Origin of the sequence: Nitrospirillum bahiense (assembly GCF_007828025.1) — a bacterium.
Taxonomy (GTDB): Bacteria; Pseudomonadota; Alphaproteobacteria; order Azospirillales; family Azospirillaceae; genus Nitrospirillum; species Nitrospirillum amazonense.
Genome location: NZ_VITO01000004.1, coordinates 72,254 through 90,968 on the forward strand (window position 1 = coordinate 72,254; position 18,715 = coordinate 90,968).

Consider the following 18,715-nt stretch of genomic DNA (forward strand, 5'->3'; position numbering starts at 1 on the left):
ACTATGGGGGCACCCATTGCGGGTAGGCGGAGCGCCGGCCCCGGGGGGCTGGGGCCGCGTCGTGCCGAGCGGTGATTCCACGCCGTTCGCGCACGATCACCAAGGATGCATTTGGTCAGGATTTCGCGAACTGGGGCGCTACTTTAGCCCTAGACCATACCGGGCCGGGGGCCGGATTGGGGCCGGGTTGCGCTGGATCCGGCCCCGGTCCCGGCGTGCCGCCCAGCGGAATCGGGCAGGCAACGGGGGAAGGCCCCCGCCATGCGCGTGAATCTCCCCTGCTCAGGGGTGACATGCCGCATGAGCCCTTGGAAAAGGTGGCGGAACGCGCTAGATATCCGCCCGCCCGGGAGGTAATGCGGCGTGCCGTCGACCCCCCGGCCTTTTTTCATGCGGGTCCTTTCAGGGCCCGCGCTCGTTTTTGAACATCCCCCGCGCCGGCTTCATTCTTTTGCACCGGACGTTGGACGACGGAGCCCTCTAATGCCCCGCAGCACACCGCTGGACGACATTCGCAACATCGGCATCATCGCCCACGTCGATGCCGGCAAGACGACGACCACTGAGCGCATCCTGTACTACACGGGTCGCAAGCACACGATCGTCGATATTCATGACACCAAGGACCTGAAGTCGTCGACCACGACCGACTATCTGGAACAGGAACAGAAGCGCGGAATCACCATTCAGTCCGCTGCCGTGTCCTGCTTCTGGAAGGACAAGAAGATCAACCTGATCGACACCCCAGGCCACGTGGACTTCACCATCGAGGTGAACCGTTCCCTGCGCGTGCTCGACGGCGCCGTGGTGGTGTTCGACGGCGTGGCCGGTGTGGAGCCCCAGACCGAGACCAACTGGCGCCTGGCGGACAACTACAATGTTCCGCGTATGTGCTACGTCAACAAGATGGACCGTTCCGGCGCCAGCTTCAGCCGCTGCGTGGACATGATCCGCAAGCGCTTGGGCGCCACCCCGGCCGTCATCCAGCTGCCGCTGGGCTCGGAAGACAACTTCCAGGGCATGATCGACCTCGTCGAGATGAAGGCTTACGTCTGGTTCTCCGAGGAAAAGGACAGCCAGTGGGAAATCTGGGACGTCACCGACGACCTGGCCGACAAGCTGAAGATCACCAACGCCTACGACCGTGAGCTGCTGAGCAAGGTTGGCGAGTACCGCGCCGAGCTGATCGACACCTGCCTGATGCAGGACGACGCGGCCATGGAGCAGTACCTGGAGTCCGGTGAAGAGCCGTCCCCCGCCGTGCTGAAGGAATGCCTGCGTCTCGGCACCCTGAAGGGCGACTTCACCCCGGTCCTGTGCGGTTCCTCGTACAAGAACAAGGGCGTGCAGCAGCTGCTGGACGCGGTCGTCGCCTTCCTGCCGTCGCCGACGGACGTCGAGGCCATCAAGACCGTGGACCCGGACGGCAACCCGAACGGCGAGCGCAAGTCGTCGGACGATGAGCCTTTCGCCGGCCTGGCCTTCAAGGTCATCAACGACAAGTACGGTTCGCTGACCTTCGTGCGCGTCTACTCGGGCGTCGTCGCCAAGGGCACCTCCCTGCTGAACACCACCCGCGGCAAGCGTGAGCGCATCGGCCGTATCGTGGAAATGTTCGCCAAGGAAGCGAACGACCTGGAAGAAGCCCGCGCGGGCGACATCGTGGCCTTCGTCTCGCTGGCCGAGACGGATACCGGCGACACCCTGTGCGACGCCACCGCCCCGGTGGTGCTGGAGCGCATGCGCTTCCCCGACCCCGTCATCAGCGTGTCGGTGGAGCCGAAGAACCGTGCCGACCAGGACAAGTTCGGCGCCGCCATCGGCAAGATGGTCCGCGCGGACCCGTCCCTGCGTCTGGAAACGGACCGCGACACCGGCCAGACCCTGCTGCGCGGCATGGGCGAGCTGCACCTGGAAGTGACGCTCGACCGTATGCGCACCGAGTTCGGCGTGGAAGGTGTGATGGGTCGTCCGCAGGTGGCCTATCGCGAGACGATCACCAAGACCGTCGAGTACACCTACACCCACAAGAAGCAGACCGGTGGTTCGGGCCAGTTCGCCGAAGTGAAGATCCGCTTCGAGCCGAAGGAACGCGGCGCCGGCTTCACCTTCGTGGACAAGGTCGTCGGCGGCACCGTGCCGCGCGAATACATCCCGTCGGTGGGCAAGGGCCTGGAAGTCCAGAAGGAAGACGGCGTCCTCGCCAGCTACCCGACCGTGGACTTCGAAGCCACCTTGCTGGACGGTAAGTACCACGAAGTGGACTCGAACGCCCTGACGTTCGAAATCGCCGCCAAGGCCTGCTTCCGCGAAGGCATCCGGACCGCCGGTCCGATCCTGCTGGAGCCGGTGATGAAGGTCGAAGTGGTGGTTCCGGACGATTACCTGGGTGACGTGATCGGCGACATCAACCGTCGTCGCGGCACGGTGCTGGGTCAGCTGGAGCGTGGCCACAACATCGCCGTCGAATCCCACGTGCCGCTGTCCGAAATGTTCGGTTATATCGGTCAGCTGCGCGGCATGACCTCGGGTCGCGGCTCCTACACCATGGAGTTCTCGCACTACGACCCGGTGCCGAAGAACGTGGCCGACGAAATCATCGCGAAGAGCGGCAAGGCCGCCTGAGCCTGATTTCAAAGGCAGAGAGTATAAGAGCGGCCGCCCCACCCGGGGCGGCCGTTTCTTTTTCTCGCGATGTGGGAAACGGGCGCAGGGCGCCATCCCCCGGCGCAGTGGATGCCACTTGGTGATCATGGGAAGGGGATGGGCATCGTACCGCTATCGGAACGATGCCCGTATTGCCTGGCGCCAGGCTTAACCGGACGTGCCCAGAATGCTGTTCATCCAGGCATTCACCTGGTCGCTGGAGAAGGCGGCGACCTGGGCGCCGGTGACCGCCAGGGCGAGCCGCTGCCCCATCGTGGACAGCTGGTCTGTGGTCAGCGCCTGTGCCTGGGCGGTGGTGAGGGACGCGATCTGGTTGGTGGCGAATTCCCGCACGTCATCGGTGGTCAGCCCGTGCACTTGGGCGGTGGTCAAGGCTTGAAGCTGGGCGGTGGACAGCCGCTGCACCTGGTCGCTGCTCAGGGCCGACAGGTTGTCGCTGGTCAGGCCCGCCACCTGGCTGGTGGCCAGTGCCGCCACCTGGGTGGTGGACAGCCGCTGCACCTGATCCGTTGTCAGTCCGTCCAGCTGCGCCGTGCTCAGCACCCTGATCTGGGCCGTGGTCAGCGCGCGCAGGTCGGTGGAGGGCAGGGCGTTCAGCTGGTCGCTGCTCAGCACCTGCACCTGGTCACTGGTCAGCTTGGACACCTGGGCGCTGGTCAGCGCCGCCACGCTGTCGCTGTTCAGCGCCAGCAGCTGATCCGTCGTCAGGGCGGTCACCTGCGCGGTGGTCAACACCCTCACGTCGGCTGTGGCCAGGGCATTCAGCTGGGCCGTCGTCAGGGTCTGGATCTGCGTGGTGCTCAGGCCCGTTACCTGGGCCGTGGTGAGCGCCCCCAGCTGGTCGGTGGTCAGCGCGTTCAGCTGATCGCTGGTCAGTCCCGCCAGCTGGCCGGTGGTGAAGGCCGCCAGATTGGCCGTGCCGAGATTGGCCAACTGATCGGTCGTCAGCGCGCTGATCTGGGCTGAGGTCAGGCTGCGGATGTCCGCCGTGGGCAGGGCCACCAGCTGGTCGCTGGTCAGCACGTGGATCTGCCCGGTGCCCAGCTGGGACACCTGCGCGCTGGTCAGCGCCGCCACGTGCAGGGTGTCCAGCGCCAGCACCTGGTCGGTCGACAGGCTGTTCAGCTGCGCCGTCGACAGGGCCCGCACGTCTGCGGTGGTCAGTGCGTTCAGCTGGCCGGTGGTCAACGCCCCCACATGGGCGGTGGTCAGCTGTGCCACCTGGGCGGTGGTCAGGGCCGCCACGCTGTCGCTGTTCAGGGCGGACAGCTGGGCCGTGCCCAGCACCGTGATCTGAGCCGTCGTCAGCGACCGCACGTCGGCCGTGGTCAGGGCGTTCAACTGATCGGTCGTCAGTGCCCGCACCTGGTCGGTGGTCAGGCGGATCACCTGGGCTGTGGTCAGCGCCGCCACGGTGTCGGTGCTGAGCGTCGACACCTGGGCGGTGGACAGCGCCGCCACTTGCAGGCTGTTCAACGCCCGCACCTCAGTGGTGGTCAGCGCGTTCAGCTGATCGCTGCCTAGCGCCTGCAGCTGCGCGGTGCTGAGGCCGGCCACCTGCTGCGTGGTCAGGCCCGGCAGCTGGTCGGTGGTCAGAACCTGGACTTCATCGGTGGTCAGCACCCCCAGCTGGGCGGTGCTGAGCGCCGCCAGGTTGGTGGTGCCCAGCGTCGACAGCTGGGCCGTGGTCAGGGCCGCCACCTGGGTCGTGGTCAGGGTACGAATATCGATGGTGCTGAAGGCGTTCAACTGGTCGCTGGTCAGCGCCCGCACCTGGTCGGTGCCGAGCTTGGACACCTGGGCGCTGGTCAGGGCGCCGGCGTTGTCGGTGCTGAGGGCGGCCAATTGCGCCGTGGTCAGGGCGGCGACCTGGGCCGTGGTCAGGGCGCGGATGTCGGCGGTGTTGAGCGCGTTCAACTGGTCGGTCGTCAGCGCTGCGACCTGGTCGGTGGTCAGCTTGGTCACCTGGGCGCTGGTCAGCGCGGCCGTGCCGTCGGTGTTCAGGCTGGACAGCTGGCCTGTACTGAGCGCCTGCAGCTGCGCCGTTGTCAATGCCCGGATGTCGGCGGTGTTGAGTGCGTTCAGCTGGTCGGTGTTCAGCACCCGCACCTGATCGGTGGTCAGCTTCGCCACCTGCTGGGTGGTCAGCGCCGCCACGGTGTCGCTGCCCAGGCTGGACAGCTGAGCCGTGCTGAGCGCGCCCAGCTGCGCGGTGGTCAGCGCGCGCACGTCGGCGGTGTTGAGCGTGTTCAGCTGATCGCTGGTCAGCGCCTGCACCTGCGTGGTGGTCAGCTTGGCCACCTGCAGCGTGCTGAGGGCCTCCGTTTGGTCCGTGGTCAGCGCCGCCACCTGGGCGCTGGTCAGCCCGCCCAGCTGGGTGGTGGTCAGTGCTGCGAAGTTGCCGGTGGTGAGCGCGGACAGCTGGTCGGTGGTCAGGCTGGTCAGCTGGGCGGAGGTGAATTCCCGCATGTCGGCGGTGGTCAGGCTGTTCAGCTGGTCGCTGGACAGCGCCCGCAGCTGGTCGCTGGACAGCCGGGTGACCTGCGTGCTGCTGAGCGCCGAGAGATTGTCCGAGCCCAGGGCCGACAGCTGGGCGGTGGACAGGACCGCGACCTGGGCGGTGGTCAGGTTGCGAACGTCCAGGGTGGTCAGCGCGTTCAACTGGTCGCTGTTCAGGATTTGGATCTGGCCGGTCGACAGCCGGGAAACCTGGGCGCTGCTGAGGGCCGATACCGCACCCGTGCCCAGGTGGGACAGCTGGTCGGTGGTCAGCGTCGCCAGCTGCGCCGTGGTCAGTGCCCGCACGTCGGCGCTGTTCAGGGTATTCAGCTGATCGCTGGTCAGCGCCTGGGTTTGCGCGGTGCTGAGCTTCGCCACCTGCAGCGTGTTGAGAACACTGGTCTGGTCGGTGGTCAGCGCCGTTATCTGCGCGCCCGTCAGGCCCGCCAGCTGCGTGGCGGTCAGGGCCGCGAAATTGCCGGTAACGAGGTTGGACAGCTGGTCCGTGCTCAACGCCGACAGCTGGGCGGAGGTGAACTCCCGGATGTCGGCCGTGGTCAGGGCGTTCAGCTGGTCGCTGGTCAGCGCCCCCATCTGGTCGGTGCTGAGCTTGCCGATCTGGGCGCTGGTCAGGGCCGACAGGGCGGCGGCCGTCAGGGTCGACAGCTGGCCGGTGCTGAGTGCTGCCACCTGGGCGGAGGTGAGGGCGCGCACGTCGGTGGAGCCCAGGGCGTTCAGCTGGTCGCTGGTCAGCGACACCACCTGATCGGTGCTGAGCTTCGCGATCTGGACGCTGGAGAGGGCGGCCACATTGTCGCTGCTGAGGGTGGACACTTGGGCGGTGGTCAGGGCCGCCAGCTGTGCGGTGCCCAGCGCGCGGATATCGTCGGTGGAAAGCGCGCCCAGCTGGTCGCTGTTCAGCGCCTGCACCTGGCTGGTGCTGAGCTTGGACACCTGCAAGGTGTTGAGCGCGGCCACCTGGTCGGTCGTCAGCGCGGCCGCCTGGTCAGAGGTCAGGCCGCCCAGCTGCGTCGTCGACAGGGCGGCGAAGTTGGTGGTGGTCAGGCCCGTCAGCTGGTCGGTGGTCAGCGCCGACAGCTGGGCGGAGGTGAACTCCCGCATGTCGGATGTCGTCAGCGTGTTCAGCTGGTCGCTGCTGATGGCCTGCAGCTGGGCGCTGGTCAGGCCTACGATCTGGTTGCTGGCCAGGGCGCCCAGATTGTCGGAGGCCAGGTTGGACAGCTGATCGGTGGTGAAGGCCGACAGCTGGGCGGAGGTGAATTCGCGGATGTCGGCGGTGGTCAGTGCGTCCAGCTGGTCGGTGGTCAGGGCCCGGATCTGGGCGCTGGACAGCTTGTTCACCTGGGCGCTGCCGAGCGCCGACAGGTTGGTGGAGCTGAGGGTGGACAGCTGATCCGTCGTCAGCACCGCCACCTGGGTGGAGGTGAGGGCGCGCACGTCGGCCGTGGACAGGGCGTTCAACTGGTCGCTGTTCAGCGCCTGGACCTGGTCGGTGGAGAGCTTGCCCACCTGCAGGGTGCTGAGGGCCGCCACCGTGTCGCTGCCCAACGCCGACACCTGGCTGGTGGTCAGCGCCAGCAGCTGCGCCGTGGTCAGCGCCCGCACGTCGGTTGGCGTCAGCGCGTTCAGCTGGTCGCTGTTCAGGGCCTGGATCTGGTCCGTGGAAAGCTTGGACACCTGCAGCGTGGTCAGGCTGGCGATCTGGTCGGTGGTCAGCGCCGCCAGCTGGGATGATGTCAGGCCGCCCAGTTCCGTGGTCGTCAGCGCCGAAACCGCCGCCGTGCTGAGGCCGGCGATCTGCAGGGTCGTCAGGGCCTGCACCTGGGTGGAGGTGAACTCCCGCATATCGGCGGAGGTCAGCGCGCCCAGCTGGTCGGTGGTCAGCACCCGCACCTGGGCGCTGGTCAGGCCCACCACCTGGGTGCTGGCCAGGGCCGAGAGGTTGTCGGAGCTGAGGTTCGCCAGCTGGTCGGTGGTCAAGGCGGACAGTTGTGCCGACGTGAACTCCCGGATGTCGGCGGTGGTCAGGGCATTCAGCTGATCAGAGCCCAGGGCCTGGATTTGGCTGCTGGACAGCTTGTTGACCTGGGCGCTGCTGAGCGCCGACAGGTTATCGGAACCCAGGGTGGACAGCTGATTTGTCGTCAGCGCCGCGACCTGGGCGGAGGTCAGCGCCCGCACGTCTGCGGTCGACAGGGCGTTCAGCTGGTCGCTGGTCAGGGCCTGCACCTGGGTGGTGGACAGGCGGGTCACCTGCAGGGTGCTGAGTGCCGCGACCGTGCCGGTACCCAGGGTGACGATCTGGTCGGTCGACAGGGCCGCCAGTTGGCCGGAGGTCAGGGCGCGCACGTCGGCGCTATTGAGCGCGCCTAGCTGGTCGCTGTTCAGCGCCCGCACCTGGGCGGTGGCCAGGTTCGCCACCTGCAGCGTGGACAGCACCGCCACCTGGTCGCTGGTGACGGCCCCCAGCTGCGCGGTGGTTAGGCCGGCCAGCTGGGTGGTGCTGAGGGACGTCACCACGGCGGTGGACAGGCCCGCCAGCTGGTCGGTGGTGAGGGTTCCCACCTGGGATGAGGTGAACTCCCGGATGTCGGCGGTCGACAGCGCGTTCAGCTGATCGGTGGTCAGCGCCTGCACCTGGGCGCTGGTGAAGCCCACCACCTGGTTGCTGGTCAGGGCCGACAGGTTGGCGGAACTGAGGTTGGACACCTGGTCGCTGGTCAGCGCCCCCAGCTGGGCCGACGTGAATTCCCGCAGGTCGGCGGTGGTCAGGGTGTTCAGCTGGTCGCTGGTCAGTGATTGCACCTGCGTGCTGGACAGCTTGCCCACCTGCGTGCTGCTGAGCGCCGACAGGTTGGTGGAACTCAAGGTCGACAGCTGGTCGGTGGTCAGCACCGTGACCTGCGCCGTCGTCAGCGCGCGGATGTCCGCCGTGGACAGGGCGTTCAGCTGGTCGCTGGTCAGGGCGCGGACCTGCGCCGTGGTCAGCTGCGCCACCTGGGCGGTGGTCAGCACGCTGGTGGCGGTGGTGCCGAGGGCCGCCAACTGGTCGGACGACAGCACCGCCAGCTGGGCCGTGGTCAGCGCGCGCACGTCGGCGGTGGAGAAGGCGCTCAGCTGGTCGGTGGTCAACGACCGTACTTGGCCGGTGCTGAGGCCCGCCACCTGCTGGGTCGTCAGGCCCGCCACCTGGTCGCTGGTCAGCGTCGCCAGCTGGTCGGTGCCGAGCCCCGCCAGCTGCTGGGTCGTCAGCGCCGACAGGTTGGCGGTGGCCAGGGTGGAGACCTGGTCCGTGGTCAGCTGCGCCACCTGGGCCGAGGTGAATTCGCGGATGTCGGCGGTGGTGAGCGTGTTCAGCTGGTCGCTGGTCAGCGACTGGACCTGGGTGCTGGACAAACCGACGACCTGGGCGCTGCCGAGCGCCGACAGGTTCGTCGAGTTCAGTGCGGCGATCTGGTCGGTGCCGAGTGCCCGCAGCTGCGCGCTGCTGAGCGTGCGCACGTCGGCGGTGGACAGCGCGTTCAGCTGGTCGCTGGTCAGCACGCCCACTTGGCTGGTCGACAGCTTGGCCACCTGGGCGGTGGTGAGGGCCGCGGTGTTGCCGGTGCTGAGCGTGGACAGCTGGCCGGTGCTGAGGGCCGCCACCTGGGCGGTGGTCAGGGCGCGGATATCGGCGGTGTTTAGCGCGTTCAGCTGGTCGCTGGTCAGCGCGTTCAGGATGCCGGCCGACAGGCTGGCCACCTGGGCGGTGCTGAGGGCGGCCATCGTGTCGCTGCTGAAGGACAACAGCTGGTCGCTGGTCAGCGCGCCCACCTGCGCCGTGGTCAGGATGCGCACGTCGGCGCTGTTCAGCGCATTCAGCTGGTCGCTGCTGAGCGCCCGGAACTGGGCCGTGCTGAGCTTGGACACCTGCAGGGTGGTGAGCGCACCAACCTGGTCGGTGGTCAGCGACCCCACTTGGGCCGTGCCCAGGCCGGCCAGCTGCGTGGTCGACAGCGCCGCCACGGTGGCGGTGCCCAGGGTGGAAATCTGGTCGGTTGTCAGGGTGCCCAGCTGGGCGGAGCTGAACTCCCGGATGTCGGCGCTGCCCAGGGCGTTCAACTGGTCGCTGGTGAGCGAGCGCAGCTGGGCGCTGCTGAGGCCCGCCACCTGGCTGGTGCTGAGTGCCGCCAGATTATCCGACCCCAGGGCGGACACCTGGTCGGTCGTCAGCTGCGCGATCTGGGCGGAGGTGAATTCCCGGATGTCGGCCGTGGACAGGGCGTTCAGCTGGTCGCTGGTCAGGGACCGCAGCTGCGCGCTGGACAGGCCGATGACTTGCGTGCTGCTGAGCGCCGACAGGTTGGCGGTGCTGAGGGTCGACAGCTGGTCCGTGGTCAGGGCCGCCAGCTGCTGGGAGCCGAGCGCCCGCACGTCGGCGGTCGATAATGCGCCCAGTTGGTCGCTGCTGAGCGCGCGTAACTGAGTGCTGGTCAGGCGCGTGACCTGGGCCGTCGACAGGGCGTTGAGAGCGTCGGTGCCCAGGTTGGTGAGCTGGAGGGTGCTGAGCACCCCGATCTGGGCAGTGGACAGGGCGCGGATGTCGGCGGTGGACAGGGCGTTCAGCTGGTCGCTGTTCAGCGCCTGGACCTGGGCCGTGGTCAGGCCCGCCACCTGGCTGGTGGCCAAGCCCGCCACCTGGTCGGTGGTCAGCGCCGTCACCTGTGCCGTGGTGAGGCCCAGCATTTGTGTGCTGGACAGGCTGGACAGGCTGGCCGTGGTCAGGCCCGACAGCTGGTCGGTGGTCAGCTGCCCGATCTGGGCGGAGGTGAATTCCCGCAGATCGGCGCTGCTCAGTGCGTTCAGCTGATCGCTGCCCAGTGATCGCACCTGGGCCGCCGACAGGCGGTTGATCTGCGTGCTGCTGAGGGCTGACAGGGTGGCGGTACTGAGGGTGGAAAGCTGGTCGGTGGTCAGCACCCCGATCTGCGCGGTGGTCAGGGCGCGGATGTCGGCCGTGGACAGGGCGTTCAACTGGTCGCCGCCCAGCGCCCGGACCTGGCCGCTGGACAGCGCGGCCACCTGCGCGGTGCTGAGGGCCGCCAGGCTGTCGGTGTTGAGGCCCGCGACCTGGTCGGTGGTCAGGGCTGCGGTCAGCGCGGTGGCCAGGACGCGCACGTCGCCGGTGCTGAGTGCGTTGATCTGGTCGCTGTTCAGCGCCTTCAGCTGCAGGCTGGACAGGCCCGTCACCTGGTTGGTGGCCAGGTTGGCCACCTGGCTGGTGCTGAGCGCGCCGACCTGATCGGCCGTCAGGCTCGCGATCTGGGCGGAGGTCAGGGCCGACAGGTTGGCGGTGCTGAGGCCCGCCACCTGGTCGGTGGTCAGCGCCTTCACCTGGGTGGACGTCAGCGCGCGGGCGTCCGCCGTGTCGAAGGCGTTGATCTGGTCGCTGGACAGCGCCTTCAGCTGCGCGGTCGTCAGGCGCGCGACCTGGACGCTGGTCAGCGCCGCCACGTTCAGGGTGGTGAGGTTGGACAGCTGATCCGTGCTCAATGCCGACAGCTGCGCGGTGGTCAGCGCCGCGATGTCGGCGGTGGTGAAGGCGTTCAGCTGGTCGCTGGTCAGGCCCCGCACCTGGGCGGAGCCGAAGCCGGCCACCTGCAGGGTGGTCAGGCCGGCCATCTGGTCGGTGGTCAGCGCCGACAGCTGGTCGGAGGTGAAGCCGTTCAGCTGGGTGGTGGTGAAGCCCGAAATGGCGCTGCCGCTCAACGCCGAGAGCTGGTCCGTGGTCAGCGCCCGCAGCTGTCCGGAGGTGAAGGCGCGGACGTCGGCAGAGGGCAGGGCGCCCAACTGCTCCGTGGTCAGTACCTTGATCTGGGCCGACGTCAGCTGTGCCACCTGGACGGAGGACAGCGCCGCCACGTTGGCCGTGGTCAGGTTGCCCACCTGGTCGGTCGTCAGGCCGGCGATCTGGGCCGTGGTCAGGGCGCGGATGTCGGCGGTGCCCAGGGCGTTCAGCTGGTCGCTGCTCAGCCCCTTGACCTGGGCGGCGGCCAACTGCGTCACCTGGCTGGTGGACAGGGCGGCAAGGCTGTCCGTTTCCAGGTTGGCCAGCTGCACCGTGGTCAGGGCCGTCAACTGGCCTGAGGTCAGGGCCCGGATGTCCGCCGTGGACAGGGAATTCAACTGGTCGGTGCTGAGCGCCCGGATCTGCGCCGAACTCAGGCGCGATACCTGGGAGGAATCCAGGGCGGCCAAGCCATCCGCGCCCAGCGCGCGAATCTGCCCCGTGCTCAGGGCCGCCAGCTGCGCCGAGGAGAACACTTGAACCTGGCTGGAGCTGAGGGCGCCAACCTGCGCTGTCGTCAGCTGCGTCACCTGCGTGGCGCTCAGCGCCGCCAGGCTGACGGTGGCCAGGGCGCCTATCTGATCGGTGGTCAGGGCGCCCAGCTGCTGGGCGCTGAACAGGCGCACGTCGGCCGTGGCCAGGGCGTTCAGCTGGTCGGTGCTGAGCGCCCGGATCTGCGCGGCCGACATCAGCAAGGTCTGGTTGGTGGTCAAGGCGGCCACGCCGGCGGTGCTGAGGCCGGCGAGCTGGGCGGTGGACAGCTGCAGAATCTGCGTGGCGGACAACTCCCGCACATCGGCGGAGGTCAGGCCGTTCAGCTGGTCCGTGGTCAGGGCCTGGACCTGGGCTTGGCTCAGCCGGGCGACCTGGGCGCTGTTCAGCGCCGACAGGTTGGCGACGCTCAGGCCCGCCACCTGTTCCGTCGTCAGGTTGGCGATTTGCGCCGTGGTCAGGGCGCGGAAATCATCGGTGCTGAGCGCGTTCAGCTGGGCGGTGTCCAGCACCCGCATCTGGGTGGCGCTCAGGCTGGCCAACTGCTGGGTGGTCAGGCCGGCCATCTGGCTGGTGGTGAAGACGTTGACCTGGGCCGCGGTCAGGCCCAGCATCTGTCCGGCACTGAGGGCCGAGAGGTTGCGGGTGCTGAGCGCCACCACCTGATCGGTGCTGAGTGCCGCCAACTGTATACCGGAGAATTCCCGCATGTCCGCGGTCGTCAGGGCGTTCAACTGATCGGTGGTCAGCGCCCGGACTTGGGCGGTGGTCAGCAGCGCCACCTGGCTGCTGCTGAGCGCCGACAGGTTGGCCGTGCTGAGGCCCGAAATCTGGTTGGCCGTCAACCCCGGCACCTGCGCCGTGCTGATGGCCTGGATCTGGCTGGTGGACAGGGCGTTCAGCTGGCCGGTGGTCAGGTAGCCCACCTGGGCGCGGCTGAAATCGCGGATGGCGGCGGTGGACAGGCCCGACAGCTGGCTGACGGTTATGGCCTCCACCTGGCTGGAGGTCAGGGCTTGCACCTGGTTGGACTTCAGCGCCTCGAGATCGGCGGGGCTGAAGGCGGCGATGTCCTCATCGCTGAACGCCTGCAGCTGCTGGGCGCTGAACACCATCTGGCTGGCCGTGAAGGCCGTGACCTGGGTGGAGGAAAGAACAGCGATCTGGGCGGTGGTAAGGGCCGCGACGTCCTGAGTGGTCAGGGCCTGAATAGCCGCCGTCGAATAAGCCGCGATCTGCGATGGCGGTACAGTACCGATAGACGAAACCATCACCCTCTCCGATCACATCTCTTTGAGATGTTTCACACTCGGCACCACCACGCCCCTTCTGGGCGCACCCACAGCCACGTGGGTCTTCAACCCCCCGCCGCGCCCCTTATGGAAACAGCGGAAGTACTTTGTGTCCCAGGAGGGCCGCCCCGTTCTGGAGCCGCCGGCACCCGGGGGTGCGCGAGTATTGATCCGACGCCGACTTACCCAACCTGGATATACAAAGCCACTTTAATTTGGATAAAACTTAACCTCAAGGCTAGTTTCGTAGACGACCCGGAAGAACAGGATCGGCCGCCACTTGGCTGTGCTGCCCACCCTCCGGCGTGGGCGTTCGATTCATGGAAGGTTAATGTGCCACGGCTTTTGAGGCGCCGGTGTAATACCCGTCCGTTGACTGCCGGTTGATTTCCGGGGCCCCGCCTCCCCGCTCACCCGCCGGCGCCCCAGCGAAAGCGTAACCGGCAGAAGGTTGAAGAACCGCGGCGCGTCGGATATTCCATCAAGAATAAGCATCGCATGGATGTACATCTATTGAGGGGGGTCTGATAGATGCGCTGGTTCAATGACCGGACGATCAATCAGCGGCTTTGGGTTCTGGTGGGCGTCGCCGTGCTGGCGGCACTGGTCTACATCGGCCTCGGCGTGGCGCAGCAGCGCACGCAGCTTTACGAGAATCGCCGCGACATGGCGCAGGACGCGGTGGGGGCCGCGCAGACCATCGTCGAGGCCTACATCCAGAAGGAAAAGCAGGGCGCCATGCCCCGGGCCGACGCCCAGGCGGCGGCCCTGGCGGCGCTCAGGGCCGTGCGCTTCGCCGGTGAATACGTCTTCGTGAACGACACCAAGGGTGTCCTGGTCATGAACCCGAGCCGTCCGGATCTGGAGGGCAAGGACATGACCGACTTCAAGGACCCCGCCGGGACCTACATGTTCCGCGACTTCGTCGCCACGGCGACGGGGCCGCAGGGTCACGGCTTCGTGCCCTACAAGTGGCCGCGTCCGGGGCAGACGGAACCGGTGGACAAGCTGTCCTATGTGACCCTGGTCCCGGCCTGGGGCTGGGTCCTGGGTTCCGGCGTCTACCTGGACGACGTGCAGGCGCAAGGGCGGGCACTGGTCATGGGCGGCGTGGTCGAGGGTGTCATCGCCCTGCTGCTGGTGGGCTCGCTATCCTTCGTCATCGCCCGCAGCCTGTCGCGCAGCCTGGGTGAGCTGACGGGCGACATGCGCCGCCTGGCCCAGGGCGACCTGGCCGTCACCATCAGCGGGACCGAGGCGCCCAACGAACTGGGCGAGATGGCCCGCGCGCTGCAGGTGTTCCGCGACAACGCCCTGGCCAACCGCCGGCTGGAGGAGGAGCAGGCGGCGGCGCGGGAGGCACAGCAGCGCCGGCACGATGCGCTGGAGGTCCTGGTGCGCGACTTCAAGGCCATGGTGGCGGGCAAGCTGCGCTCGGTGGCCGCCGCCGCGACGGAGCTGGAGGCGACCTCCGGCGGCTTGCGGGAACAGGCGGAGATCACCAGCGGCCTGGCGGTGACCGTGGCCACGGGCGCCACTGCCGCCAACCAGAACGCCCAGACCGTGGCCGCCGCGACGGAGGAGCTGACGGTGTCCAGCTCGGAAATCGGCCGCCAGGTGGAATTCACCGCCGCCACCACCGCCCGCGCGGTGGAAGAGGCGCGCAAGGCCAGCACCGTGATGGCGGAGCTGTCGGAGGTCGCGGCCGGCGTGCAGACGGTGGTGCAGCTGATCAACGACATCGCCGGGCAGACCAACCTGCTGGCGCTGAATGCCACCATCGAGGCGGCGCGGGCGGGTGAGGCCGGCAAGGGCTTCGCCGTGGTCGCGCATGAGGTCAAGTCGCTGGCGGGCCAGACGGCCAAGGCGACGGAGGACATCGCCAGCCGCGCCATGGCGGTGCAGACGGCCGCGGCCGACGCCGTGTCCATCATCACCTACATCACCGACGTCATCGAGCAGATGGGCGGCAACTCCGCCACCATCGCCTCGGCCGTCACCGAGCAGGGGGCGGCCACCACTGAGATCAGCCGCAACGTGCAGGAGGCGGCGGCCCGCACGGCTGAGGTGGCGGGCAACATGAACACGGTGGAGGAAAGTGCCCAGTTCACGCTCAGCGCCTCCAGCCAGTTGCATGCCGCGGCGGGGGAGCTGTCCAGCCAGGCGGAACAGTTGCAGATGGAGGTGGAGGAGTTCCTGGGCGCCATGGAGCGGGCGGGCGACCGCCGGCAGTTCGAGCGTGTCCCGGCGGACCTGCCCATTACCGTGCAATGCATGGCCACGGGCAAGCCGGGCCCCACCTACCCGGGCCGCACCATCGACCTGTCGGCCGCCGGCTTGTCCGCCCGCATCGGCCAGATGGACAACAAGCCGGGCGATGACCTGCTGGTGGGCGGCCTGGGCGACCACGCCATTCCCGGCCGTGTCGCCAGCATCGTGGACGGCGTCGTGCGCATCCAGTTCCGCATGAACGAGGACAGCATGAACATGATGCAGCAGGCGCTGAAAAAGGCCGGCGTGACGCTTTGACGACGCTTTGACGGCGCCGGGCGGACAATAACGCATGGCTGAGGGGACGAGGTGTCCTTAGCCATGCGTCCCCCTTGGTTGCAGTATCGGGCGCGATTGACTATGTGGCTTTCAAGCCCGTCACCGCCCTTTACCCGTCCTCAGGAGAACGCATCCCATGTCCACCGCCCTGCGCGTCGCCATCCTCGGTGCCTCCGGCTATACCGGCGCCGAACTGGTCCGCCTGCTGGTCCGTCACCCCGACGTCCGCCTGGTGGCCCTGACGGCGGAGCGACAGGCCGGCAAGCCCCTGGCCGAGGTCTTCCCCCACCTGGGTGGGTATGATCTGCCGGACCTGGTTAAGATCGACCAGGTGGATTGGGACGGCGTCGATTTCGTTTTCTGCGCCCTGCCGCACGGCACGACGCAGGAGGTCATCGCCAGCCTGCCGCCGCGCCTGAAGGTGGTGGACCTGTCCGCCGACTTCCGCCTGCACGATGTCGAGACCTATGCCACCTGGTACGGCCACGCCCACAAGGCGCCGGAGCTGCAGGCCGAGGCTGTCTACGGCCTGGTGGAGGCCAACCGCGCGGCGGTGAAGGCCGCCCGCCTGGTGGCCAACCCCGGCTGCTACCCGACGGCGTCGCAGCTGCCGCTGCTGCCGCTGCTGCGCCAGGGCCTGATCCAGGCCGAGGACATCATCATCGATGCCAAGTCGGGCGTGTCCGGCGCCGGCCGCGACGCCAAGCAGGCCAACCTGTATGGCGAGGTGGCGGAAGGCGTGCACGCCTATGGCGTCGCCGGCCACCGCCATGCGCCAGAGATCGAGCAGGGCGTCAGTGAGGCCGCCGGCAAGCCGGTGGTGTTGAACTTCACGCCCCACCTGATGCCCATGAGCCGTGGCATCCATGCCAGCATCTATGTGAAGCTGGCGCCGGGCAAGACGGCCGACGACCTGCACGCGGCCCTGGTGGACGCCTATAAGGGCGAGACCTTCGTGCGCGTGCTGCCCGCCGGCGTGGCGCCGCAGACCCGCCATGTGAAGGGCAGCAACCACTGCCTGATCGGCGTCTTCCCCGACCGCGTGCCGGGCCGCGCCATCCTGCTGTCGGTCATCGACAATCTGGTGAAGGGCGCCTCGGGCCAGGCCATCCAGAACATGAACCTGATGATGGGCTATCCCGAGGATCGCGGCCTGGAACAGGCGCCGCTATTCCCGTGATTGGGGTCCCGTGACTGGGTTCCCGTCACCGGGAAACCGCCTTATGTATGGGGCCCGGGCGTTAAGCGCGGGCCTCTTTTCCTTGCGCAACACGAAGACCATCATGCATCGCATGATGGTTAGGATGCGACTGCGTCCGCCGGAGATTTCCGGGGAGCGTAGCGGACCGGAAATTGAGGAAGCCAAGGCCACGGATGTGGCCGCCCGGCGCATGAGGGAGAAAAAATGACCAATGTCAGCGAGGCCCTCACGACCGTGCGGCCGACGGTGCTGCCCTACAAGGGCGTGCTGCCCCGCATCCACGCCAGCGCCTTCCTGGCCAATGCCATCGTCATCGGCGACGTGGAGATCGGGGAGGAGGCCAGCCTCTGGTACAACGTGGTTGTGCGCGGCGATGTGAACCAGATCCGTATCGGCCGCCGCACCAACATCCAGGATGGCACCACCGTCCACTGCACGCATGAGCGCTTCACCACGGTCATCGGCGACAATGTGACGATCGGGCACATGGCGCTGCTGCACGGCTGCGTCATCGAGGATGGCGCCTTCATCGGCATGAAGGCCTGCGTCATGGATGGCGCCGTGGTGGAAAGCGGCGCCATGGTCGCCGCCGGCGCCCTGGTGACCCCGGGTAAGCGGGTCAAGGCGGGGGAGCTTTGGGGCGGCAGCCCGGCGCGCCTGCTGCGCCCCCTGACGGAGCAGGACAAGGCCACGCTGCCCCTGACCGCGCCGCATTACGTCCGTCTCTCCCGGCAGTACCTCGACGAGATAGGGTGAGCCGGGACGGGTTGCCGGATGGGCTGATTTGAGTCATGGTCAGCCGGGTCGCGCGTTGCATAATGGGAGGCGCGCTGACCATTTCGCGTGGGGACGCGGCATCGATAAGCCGTCTGGACGTCCTCCGCGCATCACTCACGTGACCTGGTGGAGGACTCTCCATGACCAAGCCGTCACTGCGAACCGATCGTATAAAACACCGTTTTCGTGCCACCGCCGCCCGGCAGGGGCGCCTGCTGGTCAAGTTGCAGCGCCCACATCGCCTGTCGGCCATGGAGGTGAGCGAACAGGCTTTCCGCGCCGCCGGTGCGCTGGCGTTGGCGGAGGCCGTGTTCGGCGACCGTGGCAAGGCGCTGGCCTGGCTGCGCACTGCCGGCTCTCCATGACTGGAGCCGCCGGATAAGCCAGCCTGCCGGAGGCGGCTGGTCGCGTCAGGTCACGACGGCGCCTCGGCGTAGCGGATGATGCTCTGATTTTGGACGCTTGCGACCAGCTCGTCCGTACGGGCCAGAAGCTGCCGCAGCAGGCGCGAGGGATTGGCTTGGTTGTATCCCAGGGTCAGGTCGACGGTCGGGGGCACGCCGTCCAGCGCCCTGGCGACGACGTTCGGCGTCAGCATGTTCTGGGCATACAGCGGCACCAGCGTGACGCCGCCCGTGGATGCGACCAGCGACATTGCCGACGATATGTTCTCGCCCTCGTATTTCGCCTTGAGGGTGATCCCGACCTTGGTAGCGTAATCCTGGATCACCGACTGCAGGACCGGCGAGGTCCTGGCGGAGCTGACATAGGTTTCACGGGCAAGGTCCTGCGGCTGAATTTTCCTGAGGGAGGCCAGGCGATGGCCCGCCGGCAACACGGCGATCACAGGCTCCTTCGCCAGCAATTTGAAGGATAGGCCCACGCTCTGGGCCTCGGGCCGGAGAAAGGCGACGTCCAGCCTGCCTCGCATCAGGGCGAGGGCGAGATCCGGGGACGAGAGGCTGCTCAGGGTGATTTCAACCTCCGGCGCCTCCTCGCGGATGATGCGCAGCAGGTGGGGAAGCCACGTGACCTCAAGCCCCACCATGAAGCCGATGGTGAGCACGGGCCTTTCCGGCTGCGCCATGCGGCGCGCGGCGTCGGTCGCCGCCTCGACCTGGAGAAGCGCCAGCCGCGCATGATCAAGGAAAACGCGCCCGGCGGGGGTTAGTGTCACGCCGCGCGCCTGCCGTTCCAGCAGCGTCACGCCGACTTCGGCTTCCAGGTCGCGAATTTGCCGGCTCAGGGATGGCTGAGAGGTGTTCAACCGCCGCTGGGCGGCGGTCAGCAGACCGCCTTCCTCCGCAACGGCGACGAAGTACCGGAGATGCCGCAGTTCCATCGAATCCCTCGCTATGCTTTCGAGGCATAGCTTGAACGTACAAGGTC

General features: G+C 67.7%; 7 protein-coding genes. 5 read left to right on the top strand and 2 right to left on the bottom strand.

What is annotated here, in order from left to right; translation table 11 throughout:
• Window positions 1-483 precede the first annotated feature (483 nt).
• On the top strand, window positions 484-2,625 hold the full coding sequence (gene fusA / locus FBZ88_RS07215) for an elongation factor G (RefSeq protein WP_145616081.1): 2,142 nt from the start codon (window positions 484-486) through the stop codon (window positions 2,623-2,625).
• Window positions 2,626-2,814: 189 nt separating this feature from the next.
• Here the strand turns inward: fusA and FBZ88_RS07220 are convergent, their stop codons facing one another.
• Window positions 2,815-12,777 carry a beta strand repeat-containing protein gene (locus FBZ88_RS07220; RefSeq protein ID WP_145616082.1) on the bottom strand — a complete coding sequence of 3,321 codons (9,963 nt, stop codon included), beginning with the start codon at window positions 12,775-12,777 and terminating at the stop codon, window positions 2,815-2,817.
• Window positions 12,778-13,329: 552 nt separating this feature from the next.
• On the opposite strand from FBZ88_RS07220, the gene FBZ88_RS07225 reads away from it, so the two are divergent.
• The 4 genes from FBZ88_RS07225 to FBZ88_RS07240 all read left to right on the top strand — a co-directional run bounded on the left by FBZ88_RS07225 (window position 13,330) and on the right by FBZ88_RS07240 (window position 17,691).
• The gene (locus FBZ88_RS07225) at window positions 13,330-15,327 is read left to right on the top strand and encodes a cache domain-containing protein (RefSeq protein WP_145616083.1); all 1,998 of its coding nucleotides are present in this window, start codon (window positions 13,330-13,332) and stop codon (window positions 15,325-15,327) included.
• Window positions 15,328-15,484: 157 nt separating this feature from the next.
• A complete protein-coding gene (argC, locus tag FBZ88_RS07230; RefSeq protein ID WP_145616084.1) occupies window positions 15,485-16,528 on the top strand; it encodes an N-acetyl-gamma-glutamyl-phosphate reductase in 1,044 nt (347 codons plus the stop codon).
• 225 nt (window positions 16,529-16,753) lie between these two features.
• A complete protein-coding gene (locus FBZ88_RS07235) occupies window positions 16,754-17,305 on the top strand; it encodes a gamma carbonic anhydrase family protein (protein ID WP_145616085.1) in 552 nt (183 codons plus the stop codon).
• 161 nt (window positions 17,306-17,466) lie between these two features.
• A complete protein-coding gene (locus FBZ88_RS07240; RefSeq protein ID WP_145616086.1) occupies window positions 17,467-17,691 on the top strand; it encodes a hypothetical protein in 225 nt (74 codons plus the stop codon).
• Between the two features lie 50 nt (window positions 17,692-17,741).
• Here FBZ88_RS07240 and FBZ88_RS07245 read toward each other — a convergent pair whose 3' ends face one another.
• A complete protein-coding gene (locus FBZ88_RS07245; protein WP_145616087.1) occupies window positions 17,742-18,668 on the bottom strand; it encodes a LysR family transcriptional regulator in 927 nt (308 codons plus the stop codon).
• Window positions 18,669-18,715: the final 47 nt, after the last annotated feature.